The 19612-nt window shown below is 64.4% G+C and carries 17 protein-coding genes and 2 riboswitches; of the genes, 14 read left to right on the top strand and 3 right to left on the bottom strand.

Annotation, left to right across the window (positions count from 1 at the left end):
- Positions 1–17 precede the first annotated feature (17 nt).
- From B0G71_RS24570 to B0G71_RS24540, 7 genes are all read left to right on the top strand, one after another.
- The gene (locus tag B0G71_RS24570) at positions 18–1133 is read left to right on the top strand and encodes an ABC transporter permease (protein ID WP_116144896.1); all 1116 of its coding nucleotides are present in this window, start codon (positions 18–20) and stop codon (positions 1131–1133) included.
- Positions 1126–2052: an ABC transporter permease gene (locus B0G71_RS24565; RefSeq protein WP_116144894.1), complete on the top strand. Its 927-nt coding sequence runs from the start codon at positions 1126–1128 to the stop codon at positions 2050–2052. Before B0G71_RS24570 ends, B0G71_RS24565 begins: the two co-directional genes overlap by 8 nt.
- A 61-nt stretch (positions 2053–2113) precedes the next feature.
- Positions 2114–2806, top strand: a complete 693-nt coding sequence (locus B0G71_RS24560; protein ID WP_116144892.1) for a cysteine hydrolase family protein — start codon at positions 2114–2116, stop codon at positions 2804–2806.
- Between the two features lie 2 nt (positions 2807–2808).
- Positions 2809–4419: an ABC transporter ATP-binding protein gene (locus B0G71_RS24555; RefSeq protein ID WP_181916817.1), complete on the top strand. Its 1611-nt coding sequence runs from the start codon at positions 2809–2811 to the stop codon at positions 4417–4419.
- A complete protein-coding gene (locus B0G71_RS24550) occupies positions 4416–5111 on the top strand; it encodes a cysteine hydrolase family protein (protein WP_116144890.1) in 696 nt (231 codons plus the stop codon). The genes B0G71_RS24555 and B0G71_RS24550 overlap by 4 nt, the downstream gene beginning before the upstream one ends.
- The gene (gene hpxZ, locus B0G71_RS24545; RefSeq protein WP_116144888.1) at positions 5102–5497 is read left to right on the top strand and encodes an oxalurate catabolism protein HpxZ; all 396 of its coding nucleotides are present in this window, start codon (positions 5102–5104) and stop codon (positions 5495–5497) included. Before B0G71_RS24550 ends, hpxZ begins: the two co-directional genes overlap by 10 nt.
- A 35-nt stretch (positions 5498–5532) precedes the next feature.
- Entirely contained in the window at positions 5533–6264 is a 732-nt protein-coding gene (locus B0G71_RS24540; RefSeq protein ID WP_116144886.1) for a GntR family transcriptional regulator, read from the top strand.
- 36 nt (positions 6265–6300) lie between these two features.
- Here the strand turns inward: B0G71_RS24540 and B0G71_RS24535 are convergent, their stop codons facing one another.
- From B0G71_RS24535 to B0G71_RS24525, 3 genes are all read right to left on the bottom strand, one after another.
- On the bottom strand, positions 6301–7344 hold the full coding sequence (locus B0G71_RS24535; RefSeq protein WP_106278011.1) for a rod shape-determining protein: 1044 nt from the start codon (positions 7342–7344) through the stop codon (positions 6301–6303).
- Positions 7345–7501: 157 nt separating this feature from the next.
- Positions 7502–8578: an ABC transporter substrate-binding protein gene (locus B0G71_RS24530; protein WP_116144884.1), complete on the bottom strand. Its 1077-nt coding sequence runs from the start codon at positions 8576–8578 to the stop codon at positions 7502–7504.
- Between the two features lie 161 nt (positions 8579–8739).
- A riboswitch (guanidine-I (ykkC/yxkD leader) is annotated at positions 8740–8876 on the bottom strand.
- Between the two features lie 107 nt (positions 8877–8983).
- The gene (locus B0G71_RS24525; protein WP_106278007.1) at positions 8984–9352 is read right to left on the bottom strand and encodes a MarR family transcriptional regulator; all 369 of its coding nucleotides are present in this window, start codon (positions 9350–9352) and stop codon (positions 8984–8986) included.
- 156 nt (positions 9353–9508) lie between these two features.
- On the opposite strand from B0G71_RS24525, the gene B0G71_RS24520 reads away from it, so the two are divergent.
- The 7 genes from B0G71_RS24520 to B0G71_RS24485 all read left to right on the top strand — a co-directional run bounded on the left by B0G71_RS24520 (position 9509) and on the right by B0G71_RS24485 (position 19554).
- On the top strand, positions 9509–10411 hold the full coding sequence (locus B0G71_RS24520) for a sugar phosphate isomerase/epimerase (protein WP_116144882.1): 903 nt from the start codon (positions 9509–9511) through the stop codon (positions 10409–10411).
- 9 nt (positions 10412–10420) lie between these two features.
- A complete protein-coding gene (locus tag B0G71_RS24515; RefSeq protein ID WP_116144880.1) occupies positions 10421–11482 on the top strand; it encodes an isopenicillin N synthase family oxygenase in 1062 nt (353 codons plus the stop codon).
- A gap of 454 nt (positions 11483–11936) precedes the next feature.
- A riboswitch (guanidine-I (ykkC/yxkD leader) is annotated at positions 11937–12071 on the top strand.
- Between the two features lie 57 nt (positions 12072–12128).
- Complete coding sequence (locus B0G71_RS24505; protein WP_116144878.1) at positions 12129–12884, top strand: urea amidolyase associated protein UAAP1; 756 nt, start codon at positions 12129–12131, stop codon at positions 12882–12884.
- A gap of 11 nt (positions 12885–12895) precedes the next feature.
- On the top strand, positions 12896–13552 hold the full coding sequence (locus B0G71_RS24500) for an urea amidolyase associated protein UAAP2 (protein ID WP_116144876.1): 657 nt from the start codon (positions 12896–12898) through the stop codon (positions 13550–13552).
- The gene (gene uca, locus B0G71_RS24495) at positions 13549–17145 is read left to right on the top strand and encodes an urea carboxylase (RefSeq protein ID WP_116144874.1); all 3597 of its coding nucleotides are present in this window, start codon (positions 13549–13551) and stop codon (positions 17143–17145) included. The genes B0G71_RS24500 and uca overlap by 4 nt, the downstream gene beginning before the upstream one ends.
- Positions 17142–18596, top strand: a complete 1455-nt coding sequence (atzF, locus tag B0G71_RS24490; protein WP_116144873.1) for an allophanate hydrolase — start codon at positions 17142–17144, stop codon at positions 18594–18596. Before uca ends, atzF begins: the two co-directional genes overlap by 4 nt.
- Positions 18583–19554: an ABC transporter permease gene (locus tag B0G71_RS24485; protein WP_116144871.1), complete on the top strand. Its 972-nt coding sequence runs from the start codon at positions 18583–18585 to the stop codon at positions 19552–19554. Before atzF ends, B0G71_RS24485 begins: the two co-directional genes overlap by 14 nt.
- Positions 19555–19612: the final 58 nt, after the last annotated feature.

The raw sequence follows: 19612 nt of genomic DNA, 5'->3' as shown, positions 1-19612 counted from the left end.
TCAATCAAGGAGCCGTGATGCGCCCCAATGCCTCTGCCGCGAGAGTGATGCTCTCGCTCCTGCCCGCGCTGCCGACCGTGCTGGCGGTGCTCGGCACCTTGCTGCTGTTCTCGCTGTTCCTGCTGGTGCAAGGTCAGCCGGCGCCCGACGCGATCGCGCTGATTTTTCAGGGCGCATTCGGTTCCTCGTTCGCGTGGCAGAGCACCTTGCTGCGCGCCGCGCCGTTGATGCTGACCGCGTTGTGCGTCGCCTTGCCCGCACAAGTCGGCTTGATCGTGATCGGCGGCGAGGGCGCACTCGCACTCGGCGGCATGTGCGCCGCCATCGTTCCGCAGATGCTGCCGCATAACACGCCCTGGCTGATCGCCACACCGTTGATGGCGCTCGCGGGCATGCTCGCCGGCGGCGTCTGGATCGGCGCGGTCGGCGCGTTGCGGCAATGGCGCGGCGTCAACGAGACCATCAGCAGTCTGTTGATGTCGTATATCGCGATCGCGGTATTCAAGCATCTGGTGGAAGGGCCGCTGCGCGATCCCGCGAGCCTGAACAAACCGTCGACGCTGCCGGTGCCCGACGCGATGATGATCGGCTCGATCCCCGGACTCGAGACGCATTGGGGGCTGTTCTGGGGCGTCGTCGCGTGCATCGCGGCATGGGTGTTCGTGAAGTTCAGCACCAAAGGCTTTGCGATGCGCGTGGTGGGCGGCAGCAATCGCGCGGCGCGTCTGGTCGGCTTGCCGGTCAATGTGCTCGCGCTGACGGCATGCGTGCTGGGCGGCGCCGCGGCAGGCCTCGGCGGCATGTTCGAAGTCGCTGCGGTGCAGGGCAGCGCGAACGCGTCGCTGCTCGCGGGCTACGGTTACGCGGGCATTCTCGTCGCCTTCGCGGCGCGCCAGAATCCGCTTGCGATCATCGCGTGCGCGCTGATGATCGGCGGCATCGAGGCGAGCGGCAGTCTGCTGCAACGGCGCCTCGATCTGCCCGACGCCACCACGCTCGTCCTGCAAGGCCTGCTGTTCGCCAACCTGCTCGCGTGGGAAGCGCTTGGCGGGCGCATCGCCGCATGGCGCGTGAAGTTGCAGGCCATTGCGCAAACCGGCCTTCCCGTGCAACTGGAGCAGACCCATGCCTGATATGCACTCGCCCATCGTCATTCTGTTGCTGTCGCTGTTCGCGGGAGCGATCCGCGTCAGCACGCCTTATCTGTTCGTCAGTCTCGGTGAATGTCTGACCGAGAAGGGCGGCCGCGTGAATCTCGGCCTGGAAGGCATTCTCGTGTCCGGGGCAATGAGCGGTTACGCCGGCGCGTTTCTGAGCGGCTCGCCGTGGATCGGCGTGCTTGCGGCGGGTTCGGTCGGTTTGCTGCTCGGCTGTCTGCACGGTCTCGTGTGTTCGTTGCCGCGCGTGTCGGATATCGCGTTCGGTATCGCGTTGATGCTGCTCGGCACCGGGCTTGCGTTCTATCTCGGCAAACCGTTTATCGAACCACAAGCGCCGATGCTGCCGTTCATCGACCTCGGCGCGTGGAGTTCGTCGCCGCAATTGCATAACGCGCTGCATCTGAATCTGCTGTTCGTGATCGGCGTCGTGCTCGCGTTCGTTCTGCAATGGGGCTTGCGAAATACGCGTTGGGGCATGGTGCTGCGGCTCGTCGGCGATCACGCGGAAACGGCGCGCGCGATGGGTTATCCGCTCACGCGTGTGCGTATTGCGGCGACTGCGGTGGGCGGTGTATTTGCGGGCGTCGGCGGTGCGTATCTGTCGCTGGTGTATCCCGGTAGTTGGAATGAGGGGCTCTCCAGCGGGCAAGGGCTGATGGCCGTCGCGCTGGTGATCTTCGCGCGCTGGCAGCCATTGCGATGTCTGTGGGCCGCGTTGCTGTTCGGCGCGGCGGGCGCGCTCGGTCCGGCGTTGCAGGCGATCGGCGTGACGAGTGGCTATTACCTCTATAACGCCGCGCCATATGTGCTCACGCTCGTCATCATGATCATCAATTGCCGTCCGGACCGCACGCTGGCGGGCGCGCCTGGCGAGCTGAGCCTGACGCGTTGACTCGCTCACCGATTCGCGGACCTTGCCGATATTCAGGAACCCAAACCAGGACACCCAGACCATGACCCGATTCATCGAAGCGAGACCTTACCCGTGGCCTTACGACGGCAATCTGCGCCCTGAGAACACCGCGCTCGTGATCATCGACATGCAGACGGATTTCTGCGGCCACGGCGGCTACGTCGACAAGATGGGCTACGACCTCTCGCTCACGCGCGCGCCGATCGAGCCGATCAAGAGCGTGCTGAAGGTCATGCGCGAGCAGGGCTTCACGATCATTCACACGCGCGAAGGCCATCGCCCCGATCTCTCCGATTTGCCGGCTAACAAGCGCTGGCGCAGCCGCCGCGCGGGCACCAACGGCGTGGGCATCGGCGACGATGGTCCGTGCGGCAAGATCCTCGTGCGTGGTGAACCGGGCTGGGACATCATCGACGAACTGAAGCCGCTGGCGGGCGAGATCGTGATCGACAAGCCCGGCAAAGGCTCGTTCTGCGCGACCGATCTCGAACTGATCCTGCGCACGCGCGGCATCGAGAATCTGATTCTGACCGGCATCACGACCGATGTCTGCGTGCACACGACCATGCGCGAAGCCAACGACCGCGGCTTCGAATGCACGGTGCTCGCCGACTGCTGTGGCGCAACCGACAAAAGCAATCACGACGCCGCCTTGCACATGATCACGATGCAGGGCGGCGTGTTCGGCACGGTGTCGGACTCCGGCGCTTTGCTGTTAACGCTAGGTGGATGATCATGTCGACCGTACGGCAAGCTCTCGGTGTGGAAGTCATGCATGCGAGCAAATCGTTCGGCGCGTTTCGCGCGCTGGACGATGTCTCGATCAAGGTGAAGGCCGGCACGATCCACGCGCTGCTCGGCGAGAACGGCGCGGGCAAGAGCACGCTCGTGAAGGGACTGGTCGGTTACGGGGTGCTCGACGACGGACAGATCGCCGCCGATGGCCGCGAGGTGCACATCCATTCGCCGCGCGACGCGCAAGCGCTCGGCATTGGCATGGTGTATCAGCATTTCACGCTGGCGTCGGGTTTGTCTGTCGAAGAAAATCTGCTGCTCGCGCGCGGGCAGATGCCGTGGAAAATCGACTGGAAAGCGGAACGTGCGGCCCTAGTGGCATTCATGCAGCGCATGCCGTTCCGCCTGCCGCTCGATGCGCCGGTCGCGGCACTTGCCGCGGGTGAAAAGCAGAAGCTCGAAATCCTCAAGCAACTCTACTTGCAACAGCGCTTCCTGATACTCGACGAACCAACGTCCGTGCTGACGCCGCAGGAAGCCGACGAAGTGCTGGGCCTGATGCGCGACCTGACCACGCGCGGCGAGCTGACCGTGTTGATGATCACGCACAAGTTCCGCGAAGTGATGGCCTACGCGGACGACGTCACCGTGTTGCGCAAGGGGCGCCAGGTCGGCACCAGCGCGGTGGCGAATACGAGCCGCGATGAACTCGCCGCATGGATGATGGGCACGGTGGCAGCGAGCGACGCGCCGGTCATGGCCGCAGTGACGGAGGAGCGCGTCCGGCGCAAACCGCTCGATGAATCGGCACAGGTGCGCCTTGCACTACGCGACGTATCCGTGGAAGACGATCGCGGCCACACGGCAGTGAAGCACGCGACGCTGTCCGTGCGCGCGGGCGAAATTCTTGGGCTCGCGGGCGTCTCCGGTAACGGTCAGAAGGAACTCGTGGAGGCGCTAGTCGGCCAGCGTCGCGTGAAGACTGGCGACATGCAGGTCGCCGGCAAGCCGTACCAGGCGACCCGCGAGCAGATGACGCAACGGCGCGTCTTCGCGATCCCCGAAGAGCCGCTGAAAAACGCCTGCGTCGGCGCCATGAGCGTGGCGCAGAATCTCGCGCTGCGCGACTTCGACCGCGAGCCGTTGCGGCGCGGCGGCTGGTGGCTCGATCGCCGTGCCATGCGCGAGCGCGCTACGCAGTTGATCGGCGAATTCAATGTGCGGCCGCCCGTACCCGAGCGCGCGATCGGCACGCTGTCGGGCGGCAATGTGCAGCGTGCCGTGCTGGCGCGCGAACTCGGGCAACCGGTGGATGTGCTGATCGTCGCGAATCCGGTGTTCGGGCTCGACTTCGCATCCGTGGCCGATATCCATGCGCGTCTGATGGCCGCGCGCGACGCGGGCGCGGCCGTGCTGCTGGTCAGCGAAGACCTCGACGAACTGCTCGAACTCGCCGACCGCATCATGGTGATCGCCGAGGGCGAGCTGGTGTACGAAACCCCGGCGGCACGCGCGGATCGCACCGTGCTCGGCCAGCATATGGCCGGCCACGGCGACACGCCCACGCAACCCGCCGTGCCCGCCGAAAAACTTAGGGAAGCCATCGGATGACATCGACTAACACGCTGACCATCGACGCCCAACCCGGCCCGTTCAGCTTCGACTCCGCGAAAACCGCGCTGGTCGTGATCGACATGCAGCGCGATTTCATCGAGCCGGGCGGTTTCGGCGAATCGCTGGGCAACGACGTCTCGCTGCTCGCGGACATCGTGCCGACCGTGGCCGCGTTACTGGCTTTTGCACGCAAGCAGGGATGGTTCGTCGTGCATACGCGTGAATCGCACGCTCCGGATCTGTCCGACTGTCCGCCGGCCAAACGTCTGCGCGGCGCGCCGAATGCGCGCATCGGCGACGCGGGGCCGATGGGCCGCATTCTGATTCGCGGCGAGCCCGGCAATGCGATCATCGAACCGCTCGCGCCGCTGGCCGGCGAACTGGTGATCGACAAACCCGGCAAAGGCGCGTTCTATGCGACCCGCCTCGGCGAGGAGCTCGCCATGCGCGGCGTCACGCATCTGGTGTTCGCCGGTGTGACCACCGAAGTGTGCGTGCAAACGTCGATGCGCGAAGCCAACGACCGCGGCTACGACAGCCTGCTGATCGAAGACGCCACCGCGAGCTATTTCCCCGCCTTCAAACAGGCGACGCTCGACATGGTGCGTTCGCAAGGCGGCATTGTCGGCTGGACCGCGCCTCTTTCTTCATTGATCGAAATTGACGAGACGACCCGAGCATGGAAGTAAATCAGCCCGAAATCGTGGCACAGGTGCATGCGGCGTTCATCGAGTACGAGCGCGCGTTGGTCGATAACGACGTCGCGGCGATGAACGCGCTGTTCTGGCACACGCCGGAAACGGTGCGCTACGGTATCGCCGAAATCCAGCATGGCGGCGAGGCGATCCGCGCGTGGCGCGAGCGCTGCGAGCCGGTGCCGAAGTCGCGCAAGCTGCACCGAACCGTGGTGACGACCTTCGGCACGGACTTCGCCACCGTGAGCACCGAGTTCACTAGCGAGGCCACGCATCTGCTCGGCCGCCAGATGCAGACCTGGGCGAGACTCAATCCCGATGAAGGCTGGAAAATCGTCGCCGCGCACGTGAGTCTCATCCATTCGCCGGCCAGCCCATGAAACACCGATAATAAGAAAAAAGGGACCCTGGCATCATGAACGATGACCCGACGAATCTGCTGGAGACGCCTGCCGCGCCGGCCGCGGCGAATCCGCTTGCCGAGCAGGTGTACCAGCAGCTCAAGACCGATATTTTCAGCTTTCGCCTGTTTCCCGGCGACCGCTTTTCCGAAAACGGCATCGCGCAGCACTACGGCGTGTCACGTACGCCGATGCGCGACGGCCTGTTCCGTCTGCAACGCGAAGGCTATCTGGAAGTCGGCTTCCGCCGCGGCTGGAAAGTGGCGCCGATCAACTTCGATCAACTCGATCAGCTCTACGATTTGCGCATCGTGCTGGAAGTCGCGGCGGTGGAGCGGGTGGGCGCGGGTGGTGAAGTCGCGCATGCGGCCGTCGAGGCATTGAAGGCGATCTGGTGCGTTGAGCCCGAGTCGCGCGAGAGCGATCCGGTGAAAATGTTCGGCATGGACGAAAATTTTCACCGGCAACTCGTCGCCGCCACTGGCAATGCGGAAATGCTGCGCGTGCATAACGAAGTGACCGAGCGCATTCGCATCGTGCGGCGGCTCGATTTTCTGAAGCCGCATCGCACCAGCGCGACTTACGACGAGCACTCCACCATGCTCAACCTGATCGAACGCAACCGCCTGACCGAGGCGATCATTCTGCTGCGCGCGCATATCACGCAGAGCAAGCTGGAAGTGCGCAAGATCACACTGTCGATGCTGGCCGCGGCGCGCGATAGCAAGCTGCCGTTCGTTTCCTGAGCGGCAGCTTGTCGAGCTTTGACTGGCAAGCCAGGCTCAGTCGTAAGAAAACGCACCGCCGAATTTGTCGATGCGTTCGAGCGCCATACCCGAGCCGCGCACCACGCAAGTAAGCGGCGCTTCGGCGACGAACACCGGCAAACCGGTTTCCTCGGCGAGCAACCGGTCGAGATCGCGCAGCAGCGCACCGCCGCCTGCCAGCATGATGCCGCGCTCGGCGATGTCGGCGCCCAGTTCCGGCGGCGTCTGTTCCAGCGCGATCTTCACGGCCGAGACGATCTGGTTGAGCGGATCAGTCAGCGCTTCGAGAATCTCGTTGCTGGACACCGTGAAGCTGCGCGGAATGCCTTCGGACATATTGCGGCCCTTGACTTCCATCTCCTTGACCTCGGAGCCCGGAAACGCGGAGCCGATTTCCTTCTTGATCGCTTCGGCGGTTTGTTCGCCGATCAGCATGCCGTAGTTGCGGCGGATGTAGTTGACGATGGCGTCGTCGAACTTGTCGCCGCCCACGCGCACCGAGCCTTTATAAACGATGCCGCCGAGCGAGATCACGCCCACTTCGGTTGTGCCGCCGCCGATATCGACCACCATCGAGCCGGTCGGGTCCGACACCGGCAAGCCTGCGCCGGTGGCCGCGGCCATCGGCTCCTCGATCAGATAGACCTGCGAGGCGCCGGCACTGTGCGCGGCTTCCTTGATCGCGCGCCGCTCAACCTGGGTCGAACCGCAAGGTACGCAGATGATGATGCGCGGCGACGGCGCGAACATACGCGACTCGTGCGCCATCTGGATGAAGCGCTTGATCATCTGCTGGGTGATGTTGAAGTCGGCGATCACGCCGTCCTTCATCGGGCGGATCGCCTCGATATTGCCCGGCACCTTGCCGAGCATCTGTTTTGCTTCCTTGCCGACGGCCAGAATGATTTTCTTGCCATTCGGGCCGCCTTCCTGACGAATCGACACCACCGAGGGTTCGTCCAGCACGATGCCCTTGCCACGCATGTAAATCAGGGTGTTCGACGTGCCGAGGTCGATGGCCAGGTCATTGGAAAAATAGCCGCGCAGAAAACCGAACATGCAAATTCCTGTCTCTCGGAAGTCGGGCGCAAAGCGCCGCTTGGAGTGCCGCCCGAAGGCGGCAGGCGACCAGTTGACGGTCGGGAGAGACGCAAGAATAACAGTTTCGGGTCCGCGGGCTGTCTAGCGGTTGCGATTGCGGCGCCTTGCGGGCCGCTTACTGCGCGTTGGCAAGCTCCGGATCGATATAGGCGCTCACGTTCTGCGACTGTTTGTACACGGCGTTGCGTACGTTGAACTTGTCGGCGTTCACGCTCGAACCGTACACGGAGTCCAGTCCGTCGCCTTTGGTGAAGGCCTTTTTCGCCGCGGCGGCGTCGAGCAGATGCGTGCCTTTCAGCAAGGGCAGGTACTGCGCCGGCGTGAGGCCGACCCGTGCGGACATGATCCTGACCGCGTCCGGTTGCGTCTTCGGATCGTTGATATAGGCCACGCAGCGATACCAGACCTTGATCACCTTGGCCCAGTCGGCCTTGCGCGATTGCAGGCTGACGGGGTTGACCGTGATCGCGTCGTAGATCAGGCCGGGGGCGTCGGCGGAAGTGAAGATGGGCCGCGAGCCGGGCACGCGCTTGAGCGCTTCGCCCGCGTTCGGTTGCCAGGCGCCGACCGCGGCGACGTCGCCGGATGAGGCGAGCACTTGCGGCAATTCGTTGGTCTTCGCATTGACGAGCGTGAGGTCCGATTCCTTCAGCGCATGTTTTTCGAGCGCGGTGTCGAGCAACAGGTGATCGACGAGGCCCATTTCCACGCCGACCTTCTTGCCCTTCAATCCTTCCACCGTGCGCACCGGCGGCTTGGCGACGATCATGTCGTTGCCGCTCGAATAGTCGGTGAGCAGGATCATCACGTTTTTCGCGCCGCTTGCGCCCGTCACGAGCGCGTCGCCGTTGGTCGCACCGACCGCGTCGAGCTTGCCGGCGGAAAATGCATCGAGCGACGCTGAGTAGTCGAACCATTGAAAATTCACGTCCACGCCCGCTTCCTTGAACCAGCCTTTTTCGATGGCGATCTGGAAAGCGACGAAGCCGGGCCAGTCGCTATAGCCGATGGCGAGCGGTGCGGCCGCAGCTTGCGCCGGGCTGGCGGCAGGGCCTGCGGCAAGACCGATAGCGAGTGCGGCGGCGGCCACAGCGAGCGCGCCACGCGTGCGCAGGGCCGAGGCGAAGCGGGCAGGCGAGGCGAGTGATGCACGGGGAGTGCGAGACGTCAGGACGGATGCGAAGCGTTTCATCGTTTTCTCCAGGAGACCGGTCAATTGCGATTGTTGAGTTGGATCGCGCGGCGACTGCGCGATGAAACAACATGACCGGTTCCCGCGAGAGAACAACGACGCGGAAACTGCGGGAGACAAACACCGGCCACGGAGAGGCACGATAGACATTGCTATCGCCAATCTCCCGGGCTTTTGTCCCGCCGTGTAGTGCGGCCGCCAGTACGTGCCTGCAATCAGCTTGCAAGCGAACCGGCGGCGCACCGGGCTGCTCTCGGACCAGACATTCTCGCGAACCGGAACCCTAGCATCCCTAAGATGCGACGCTGCCGCACCTCTCGGTGAGTTATCTAGCGAGAAATATGCCAGCGGATTGCGCGACTAAGATCATGCGAACGCTTCGACTTCGGCTCCGCATTGGCGAAGTCAATCCAGCGCCGCGAACCGTTGATGCACGTAAGCGAGAAACTGCTCCAGCCGTTCCTCGATCGATGCCGCGAGGCTCACCTGTTTGATGCGGCGATCCTCGGCGGAACTCGTTTCCAGCAGCCAGCCGCCGTCGATCAACTCCTGCACGTACCGCACGGCGGTGCGGCGGCTCACGCCCGGCATGAATTCGTAGAGCGCTGTCTTGGCGAAGTGATCGCCCTGATCCACCCACATGCGGCAGAACAGGTCGCTGTAGTTCAGGTCGTTCAGGCCGAGATCGCCGAAATGCGCCGACCATTGCCAGTCCATGTCGAGAATGGCGCGCGCGACGGCTTGCCCCTTGGCCCGCGCAATTTTCTTCTTCATCGATTCACCACGAGGAGGAGGGCTGCACAGTTTAAGTGCTAATCGAGCCGGAAATCGGGCGCGCGAAAATATTCCACGGCCACGCAAGGATAGTTTATTGACTCGCGCTTTTCATGTGTACTATTGCATGCAAATTTGCATGTAAATGGAGAGGCGATGAAACTCGAATTGTTCAAGACGTTCTGGGGATTCGACGGCGGCCCGCGCGATGCCGCGCCGCTCGTGCGGGCGGCCAGCTTCGACGGCATCGAAGCGCCGGTGCCGTCCGGCGGCGCAGCGCGCGATGCCTTTGCGCAGGCCATTGCCGACGAAAGCCTGGGTTTCATCGCGGAGATCACAACGGCCGGCAGCTACGTGCCGGAACGTTCCGCGACGCCTGCCGATCATCTGCGAGACTTCGAGGAGAAGATCGTGTGGGGCAAGCCGCTCGAACCGCGCTTCTTCAACGTCATGGCCGGTTGCGATGCGTGGCCGGCGGCGACCCAGGTGGACTTCTTCGCGCGCGCGGTGGAGATCGCGGCGAAACACGATGTGACGTGCAGCTTCGAAACGCACCGTGGGCGCTCGTTCTTCAACCCCTGGATCACTCGCGACGTCGCGCGCGCCGTGCCCGCACTCAAGCTGACCTGCGACTTCAGCCATTGGGTGTCGGTGTGCGAGCGGCTGCTCGACAGCGAGTGGGACACGATCCTCGAACTGGCGCCGCATGCGCATCATCTGCATGGGCGTGTCGGCTATCCGCAAGGTCCGCAGGTGCCGCATCCGGCGGCGCCCGAGTATGCGGACTGCCTTGCTTCGCATCAGCGGATCTGGGAAGCGCTGTGGAGCGCGCAGATCGAGCAGGGCTACACCGTCACGACGATGACACCGGAGTTCGGTCCCGACGGCTATCTGCATACGCTGCCGTTTACGAACGCGCCGGTGGCCGATCTGTGGGAGATCAATACATGGATGGGGCGCGAGGAACGGCGCCATCTGGCTGCGTTTCTTGCCGAGCGCGAAGGAGGCGGCGAGCGAAACGAGCAGACGCAATCTCAAACCAGCGCGCAGCTTGTCTAGGCACATCTCATGAACCGAACCCATACGAGCTTTCAGCAACTACCCATCGTCGACGTGAGCGGCCTCTTCAGCGATGACGACCGCCAGCGGCTCACCACAGCGCGCGCACTCGATCGCGCGGCACGCGAGGCCGGCTTTTTCTATGTCACCGGCCATCAGGTGCCGCGCGCGCAGCAAAGCGCGTTGATCGAGCAGGCCAGGCGCTTCTTCGCTGCCGAACATGAATGGAAGATGCGCTACTACATCGGCAAGTCGACGGCGCATCGCGGCTATGTGCCGGAGGGCGAGGAAGTCTTCGCGGGCGGCAAGCGCGACAGGAAGGAAGCCTTCGACACCGGCCGCGAGCTGCCCGCCGACGACCCCGACGTGCGCGCCGGCACGCCGATGCTGGGCCCGAATACCTGGCCGGAACAAGCGGGTTTTCGCGAAGCGGTGGGCGGCTACTACGAAGCGGCGTTCGAACTCGGCCGCGCCCTGTTTCGCGGCTTCTCGCTCGCGCTCGGCTTGCCCGAACAGCATTTCGACCGGTATCTGCGCAAGCCGCCGAGCCAGTTGCGGCTGATCCACTATCCGCTCGATCCGTCGGCGGAAGACCGGCCCGGCATCGGCGCGCATACCGACTACGAGTGCTTCACGATCCTGCTGCCGACCGCGCCCGGACTCGAAGTGATGAACGGCGAGGGCGAGTGGATCGATGCGCCGCCGGTCGAGAACGCGTTTGTCGTGAACATCGGCGACATGCTGGAAGTGTGGACGGGCGGGACCTATGTCGCGACGTCGCATCGCGTGCGCAAGGTGAGGGAGGAGCGCTACTCGTTCCCGCTTTTCTTTGCCTGCGACTATCACACGGTCGTCGCGCCGCTGCCGCCATTCGCGACGCCCGAAGCGGTGGCGAAATACCCGCCCGTGTTGGCGGGCGACCATCTGTTCGCGCAGACGGCGCAGAGCTTTACCTATCTGAAGGAACGTCTCGAACGAGGAGAACTACAGTTGCCCGATGGTTCGAAAGCGTTGTCGAGCTTCGGGCAACAGGCGCGCTATGCGAGCACGGATCTGGACACTCAAGGCTGAGCGAAAGCGAGCTGCGATAAATGGCGAGTGCCTGGATGCATAGCATCACGACAACACGCCGCCTCAGTTACGAGCGGCGCTGTTGCTTTTGCAACTCGATGAAACGTGCCGACATCAAGGTGTAAAGCGCGCGTCGGATAGCGGCAAGCGTCGGCATGGTCGTGTCAGGAAGGGAGTGGATGTGGCGCGTTGATACGCACACACCATGCCATCGCTCAGAGCCATGTCCGGCGTCGCGCGGGCGCGCGTCGAGCCCAATCGTGGTGCCCGGCGCATCCAAGTGGTGCGGATTAACAAGCGGCGCTGGTGCGTGCGCGATCGGCCCACACCTACCTGCCTGCCGCGCGCATCGCATCCAATCCCTTGCCACGCCACACTTGCCGCATCCTTGAGACAACGCTGGCACGCAACTCGCTTAGCTACGCAGCGAGAGGTGCGAAGTAATTTGCATCATCTTCAGGATCGCTAGGGTTCCGGTCGTGTGCGGGTCAATGCGCACGATGCCTGGTCCGAGAGCAATCCGGTCTTGCCGTTCACCTTCTTTCAAGGCGCCGGCGAGGCTCCACGGAGGGATAAAAGCCCGGGAGGTCGCGATGTCGGTCAATCGCCCTCTCATGCTTATTCCCAACCGATACCTGGAGCCTCCATGTCGACGCAATCCCCTGTCGATCTCGCACCGATCCCGCACGTGGCATGGGAAACGGTGATTCCCGCCGGCACGCACTGGTCCGGCGTGCTGCGCCGTGGCATGGCGTTGCGCGTCGTCGATAGTGAAGGCGGCGCGAATCTGGCCGCCGTGTTCTACCGGCACGACGAATCGCTCGAACGCTACAACATGGCCGATACGCTGAAGGCGCAGCACACCGCGCATCTGACGCGCGGCCACGTGCTCTATTCGGACATGGGCCGCGTGCTGGCCTCGATCACCGCCGATACGCTCGGCTGGCACGATCCGCTCGGCGGCATCGGCGACGCGGAATTGTCCGCGGCGAAGTACGGCGAGGCCCGCTACCAGCAGCATCGCAATGCAATGATCCGCAACGGCCGCGACAGCCTGCTGCTCGAACTGGCGAAGCACGGACTCGGCACACGCGACCTCGTCGCCAATATCAACTTCTTCAGCAAACTCGCGATCGGCGAGGACGGCGCGCTCAGCTTCGTAGCGGGCCATTCGCCGGCGGGCGCCGCGTTCGATCTGCGTTTCGAAATGGACACGCTCGCCGTGTTTTCGACCGCACCGCATCCGCTCGACCCTTCATCCGAATACAAGCCGAGACCCGTCAAGCTGATCGCGTACCGCGCGTATGCGGCCGACGCCTGCGTGCCGGCCGACGATCCCTGCCGCTGCGCGTGCCCGGAGAACGGGCGCGGCTTCGTCAACACCGACCGTCTGTTCGTTTAAGGAGACCCGCGATGCCTATTATCGAAAGCAAGCTCGAACTCCGTCATGCGGTCTACGACCTCACGCTCCCTTCGGGCGAGCCGTGGCTGCATGAAGTCAAACGCGGCCAGGTGTTCCGCATTCTCGACCTGGAAGGCAATCAGGCCGTGGACACGCTGTTCTATAACAGCGCCGATCCGCTCGAACGCTATAGCGCACAAGACACGATCCGCGCGCAACACAATCTCTATCTGTCCGCCGGCAGCGTGCTCATGTCGAACCTCGGCAAGCCGATGCTGAGCATCGTCGCCGACACGTGCGGCCGTCATGACACGCTCGGCGGTGCTTGCGCGGCCGAGAGCAATACCGTGCGTTACGCGCTCGACAAGCGCCATATGCATAGCTGCCGCGACAGTTTCCTGCATGCGATCACGCATTGCACGTGCGGCGTGGGCACGCAGCTCGGCAAGCGCGACATCGTCAGCAACATCAACTTCTTCATGAACGTGCCGGTGACGCCGCTCGGCAAACTGACGTTCGAAGACGGTATCTCCGCACCAGGCAAGTACGTCGAAATGCGCGCCGAAATGGATGTCACGGTGCTCATCTCGAACTGCCCGCAGTTGAATAATCCGTGCAACGGCTACAACCCGACGCCCGTGCGACTGACGATCTGGGATGCCCAATGAGATTCCACAAAGTCCTGATTGCCAATCGCGGCGAGATTGCCTGCCGCGTGATTCGCACGCTCAAGCGGCTGGGCATCGCGTCGGTCGCGGTCTATTCCGAAGCCGATCGCCATGCCATGCATGTGATGCTCGCCGACGAAGCCGTGTGCATCGGCCCGGCGCTCGCGGCGCAGAGCTATCTGAACAGCGTGGCGATTCTCGAAGCAGCACGTGCGTGCGGCGCCGACGCTGTGCATCCCGGCTACGGTTTTCTGTCCGAGAACGCTGCCTTCGCGCAAGCGTGCGACGACGCCGGGATTCGCTTCATCGGCCCAACGCCGCAGCAGATGCGCGAGTTCGGCCTGAAGCATACGGCGCGTGAAATCGCGCAAGCCAACGACGTTGCCTTGCTGCCCGGCACAGGCTTGCTGCCCGACGTAAGTACGGCGTTGCGCGAGGCGGAGTCGATCGGCTATCCGGTCATGCTGAAGAGCACCGCGGGCGGCGGTGGCATCGGCATGTCGCTGTGCCGCGACGCCGCGCAACTGGAGAGCGTGTTTGCGTCGGTCGCGCGGCTCGGCGCAGCGAACTTTGCCAATGCGGGTGTGTACGTCGAGAAGTTCGTGGAAAACGCGCGCCATATCGAAGTGCAGATTTTCGGCGACGGCAAAGGCGGCGTGATCTCGCTCGGCGAACGCGATTGTTCGGTGCAGCGGCGCAACCAGAAGGTGATCGAGGAGACGCCCGCGCCTGGCCTCACGCACGCGGAACGCAGCGCGCTGCATGCGAGCGCCGTGCGTCTCGCTCAAGCCGTGAAGTACAAGTCAGCGGGCACCGTGGAGTTCGTGTTCGATGCCGACACGCGCCGTTTCTATTTCCTCGAAGTGAACACGCGATTGCAGGTCGAGCACTGCGTGACGGAAGAAGTGACGGGTATCGATCTGGTCGAGTGGATGATCCGCGAAGCCGAGGGCGAACTTGCGCCGCTCGATACGCTGGCGCCCGTGCCGCAAGGTGCGAGCATTCAGGTGCGGCTGTACGCGGAAGACCCGCACAAACAGTTTCAACCGAGTGCAGGCGTGCTGACGCATGTCGAGTTCGCCGCCGACGCGCGAGTCGACACGTGGGTCGATTCGGGCACGGAAGTCAGTGCGTTCTACGATCCATTGCTCGCCAAGCTGATCGTCAAAGGCGAATCACGCGAGGCTGCGCTGACTGCGTTGCGTGCCGCGCTAGAACAAACGCAGTTATATGGCATCGAGACCAATCTCGACTATCTGCGCGCCATTGCCGGATCGTCGACGTTTGCGCGCGGTGAGCAGACCACTGCGTTCCTGTCGCGCTTCATGTTCGCTCCGCATACGATCGACGTGCTCGACGGCGGCGTGCAGACCACCGTGCAGCAGACGCCCGGACGCACCGGCTACTGGGACATCGGCGTGCCGCCGTCGGGTCCGATGGACGATCTGTCGTTCCGCCTCGCCAACGAACTGCTCGGCAACCCCGCCGACGCGGCGGGGCTCGAATGCGCGATGGTCGGCGCTACGCTGCGCTTCAATACCGCGACGCTTTTCGTGCTCGGCGGCGCGCCGCTCGCCGCCACGCTCGACGGCGCGCCGGTCGCGCTCTGGCAAGTCACGCGCGCGCCGGCGGGCACCGTGCTCAAGCTCGGCGGTGTGACAGGCGCCGGCATGCGCGCATGTCTCGCGCTGAAGGGCGGCCTGCAGGTGCCAGACTATCTGGGCAGCAAGGCGACCTTCACGCTCGGCCAGTTTGGCGGCCACGCAGGTCGCGCTTTGCGCAAGGGCGACGTGCTGCATCTCGCCGATGGCGCGGATCGCGGTGAAGCGGGCGCGCAACTGGACGCAACGCGCGTGCCGGTGCTGACGCACGACTGGACGCTCGGCGTGCTCGACGGCCCGCACGGCGCGCCCGATTTCTTCACGCCCGATGACATCGCGATGCTCTACGGCACGCGCTGGACGGTGCACTACAACTCCAGCCGCACAGGTGTGCGCCTGATCGGCCCCAAACCGCAATGGGCTCGTACGGATGGCGGCGAGGCGGGGCTGCATCCGTCGAATATTCACGACAACGCGTACGCCGTCGGCGCGGTGGACTTCACCGGCGACATGCCCGTGATCCTCGGTCCAGACGGTCCGAGCCTCGGCGGCTTCGTGTGTCCGGTCACGGTGGTGGGCGAGGAATTGTGGAAGCTCGGCCAACTGCGTCCGGGCGATACGGTGCGCTTCGAACGGGTGCCGGTCAAAGCGGCGCTACGCGTGACACAGGCGAGCAAAGCGGCTCACGATTGCATCCTCTATCGCGACCCGACGGCAGGCGAGGGCACCGGCGTGGTCTATCGCCGCTCCGGCGATCAAAACGTGCTGATCGAATACGGTCCGCTCGTGCTCGACCTGAACCTGCGCTTTCGCGTGCATGCGTTGATGAACTGGCTCGACGCGCACCGCTTGCCGGGCATCATCGATCTGACGCCGGGCATCCGTTCGCTGCAGGTGCATTTCGATCACCGCGTGCTGTCGCACGATGCATTGCTTGCGCATCTGCAGCAAGCCGAGCGCGAACTGCCCGCCGTGGACGCGATGCGCGTGCCGAACCGCATCGTGCATTTGCCGCTCTCATGGGACGACCCGTCGACGCGGATTGCGATCGAACGCTACATGCAGTCCGTGCGTCCCGACGCGCCGTGGTGTCCGAGCAATATCGAATTCATTCGCCGCATCAACGGACTGCATAGTATCGACGACGTGAAGCGCATCGTGTTCGACGCGCGCTACCTCGTCATGGGTCTCGGCGACGTCTATCTCGGCGCGCCGGTCGCGACGCCGCTCGATCCGCGTCACCGGCTCGTCACCACCAAGTACAACCCGGCGCGCACGTGGACGCCGGAGAACGCGGTGGGCATCGGCGGTGCGTATCTGTGCGTGTATGGCATGGAAGGTCCGGGCGGTTATCAGTTCGTCGGCCGCACCGTGCAGATGTGGAACCGCTATCGCACCACGCGCGAGTTCGAAGCGGGCAAGCCATGGCTGCTGCGCTTCTTCGATGAGATCCGTTTCTACGAAGTGAGCGAGGCCGAACTGGCCGAGCTGCGCACGGACTTTATCGCGGGCCGCGCGAGTCTGAAGATCGAGGAGTCCGTGTTCGACCTCGGCGCGTACAACCGCTTTCTGAAGGACGAAGCCGAGTCGATCGCCGCGTTCAAAGGCACGCAGCAAACCGCCTTCGATGCGGAACGCGAGCGCTGGGACGCGGCCGGACATGCTGGATATGTCGGCGAAACGGACGGCGATGCGGCGCATGCCGGCAACACGACGAACGACGCGCTTGCAGCCGGCCAGCAAGGCATTGTCGCCGACGTGTCGGGCAGCGTGTGGAAGCTGCTCGTCAAGGCAGGCGAACGGGTCGCCGACGGCCAGGTGGTGGCGATCGTCGAGTCGATGAAGATGGAAATCTCCGTCACCGCGAGCGGCGACGGCGTGATCGAAACGATCGACTGCGCGGAAGGCGCGGCGGTCGTCGCGGGTCAACGATTGATGGTGATGCGCGCCGGCATTGCAGCCGACGCCACCGAGGAGGCTACGTGCAAATGAAATCCCACGACGATCTGTTCCAGTCCAAGTCGATCGAAGCGCTGCGGGCGCGCTATCGCGCCGGCAGCCTCACGCCGGCGCAACTGGTGGAAGCGATCGCCGCGCGGACTTCGGGCGACGATCCGCATCACGCATGGATCCGCCCGTTGAGCCGCAACGAGATGCTACGGTACGCCGACGCGCTCGAAGGCCGCGACATCGACACGTTGCCGCTCTACGGCGTGCCGTTCGCCATCAAGGACAACATCGACCTGGCCGGCATTCCGACCACCGCCGCGTGCCCCGCTTATGCGTACACGCCCACGGTTAGCGCGCCGGTGGTCGCGCGCCTGATCGCGGCGGGCGCGATTCCGATCGGCAAGACCAATCTCGACCAGTTCGCCACGGGGTTGTCCGGCCAGCGCTCGCCGCACGGTGCGTGCCGCAACGCGCTCGATCCGCGCTACGCGTCGGGCGGCTCGAGTTCCGGTTCGGCGGTATCGGTCGCGCTCGGGTTGGCGGCGTTTTCGCTGGGCTCCGACACGGCCGGCTCGGGACGCGTGCCCGCGGCGTTCCACGGCCTGTTCGGACTGAAGCCGACCAAGGGCGTGCTGAGCACGCTCGGCGTGGTGCCGGCATGCAAATCGCTCGACTGCGTGTCGATTTTCGCGCGCTCGGCGGACGACGCGCAGCGCGTGTTCGACGCCGCGCGCGGTGTCGCGCCAAGTGATCCGTATGCGCGCGAATTCCAGCCGCCGCCGGGCGCCGCGCAACCTGACGCGCAACCGTCGCTGCGCGGTGTGCGCTTCGGCGTGCCGCGCGCGGACCAGCTCGAATTTTTCGGCGACACCTCGTACGCGCACGCATTCGATGCCGCGCTCACGCGTTTGCGAGCCGCCGGCGCCGAACTGGTCGAGATCGACTTCGAGCCGTTCCTCGCCACCGCGCGGCTGCTTTATGAAGGACCGTGGGTGGCGGAGCGGCTCGCGGCGATCCGCGAGTTCGCCGACACGCAGCCCGACGCGCTGCATCCGGTGATCCGCGAGATTATCGGCGGCGCGGCGCGCTGGAGCGCGGCCGATGCGTTCGCCGCGTTCGACCGCCTCGCGTTCCTGCGCATGCAAGCGGCGCAAGTCTGGCAGCGGATCGACGCCATCGTTACGCCGACTTCGGCGACGACCGCCACCGTCGACGAACTGGAAGCGGACCCGATCCGCGTGAACTCGCGCTTCGGCTACTACACGAACTTCGTCAACCTGCTCGACCTGTCCGCATTGGCGGTGCCGGCCGGCGTCTGCACGGTCGGCCGGCATGCGGGCTTGCCGTTCGGCGTGAGCTTCGTCGCGCGTGCCCACGAAGACATCGTGCTGCTCGATCTGGCGCGCGCGTGGCTCGACGAAACGACCGCCCCGCCAGGGTCCATATACGACGCAACCACAGTCCGCCGCGGAGAATCCCATGGCCGTCATTGACAGAACCGAATGGTTCGCGGTGCGCCGCGAACTCTCCGCGCGCGGCAAATGGCTGTTAGGGGCGGGCTCGTTCCTGTTGCCGCTGCTGGTCTGGTGTCTGGTCAGCTACGTGCCGTTCATCTGGCATCCGCAGGTGCTGATCGAGACGCCGGGCAGCGTCGACTATTTCCAGCCGGGCATGCGTGTCGACAAGGACGTGTTCGCCGACGAACTTGCCCATGCGCGCGACGCCCATGCCGCCTTGCCGGCCGGCGAACCGGTCAACCCGGTGTATTTGCCCGCGCCCCATGAAGTGCTGCGCGCGTTCTATACCGCGTTCACCACGCCGCCCGCATCGCGCGACGGCGTTTGGCTGCATCAGAGTCTCTGGCACAGCATTCAGGTGATCTTCTGGGGCTTCGTGCTGTCGTCGGTGATCGGCGTGCCGATCGGCATCGTGTGCGGCACGTACAGCGCGATCGCGCGCTTGCAGGAGCCGTTCTTCGAGTTCTTCCGTTACTTGCCGGCGCCCGCGTTCGGCGCGCTGATGGTGGCGATTCTCGGCATTTACGACGGCCCGAAGATCGCGATCATCGTGATCGGCACGCTGTTCCAGCAGGTGCTGATCGTGGCCAACACCACCCGCAAGCTCGAATACGGCCTGTTCGAAGCCGCCATGACGCTCGGCACCAGGAAGTTCAAGCTGCTCACGCACGTGGTGATCCCCGGCATCCTGCCCGACCTGTACCGCGACCAGCGCATTCTGCTCGGCTGGGCGTGGACCTATCTGATCGTGGCGGAACTGGTCGGGACCAGCTCCGGCATTACCTGGTACATCACGCAGCAGGCGCGCTACCAGCATTTCGACAACGTCTATGCGGCGATCATGATGATCGGCATCATCGGCCTGGGCACCGATCTCGTGCTGGCCTTTCTCGGCCGCAAGCTGTTTCCGTGGGACCGCACGCTCAAGGCGTAGCGGACGGTTTCGTGACACGGCTTATCGCATGCACCGCAGCGCATTCAAAGGATTCCAT

This window comes from Paraburkholderia sp. BL27I4N3, assembly GCF_003386115.1.
Classification (GTDB): domain Bacteria; phylum Pseudomonadota; class Gammaproteobacteria; order Burkholderiales; family Burkholderiaceae; genus Paraburkholderia.
Note: the sequence above shows the minus strand (reverse complement) of the source record. Positions and strands in the feature narration are given on the sequence as shown.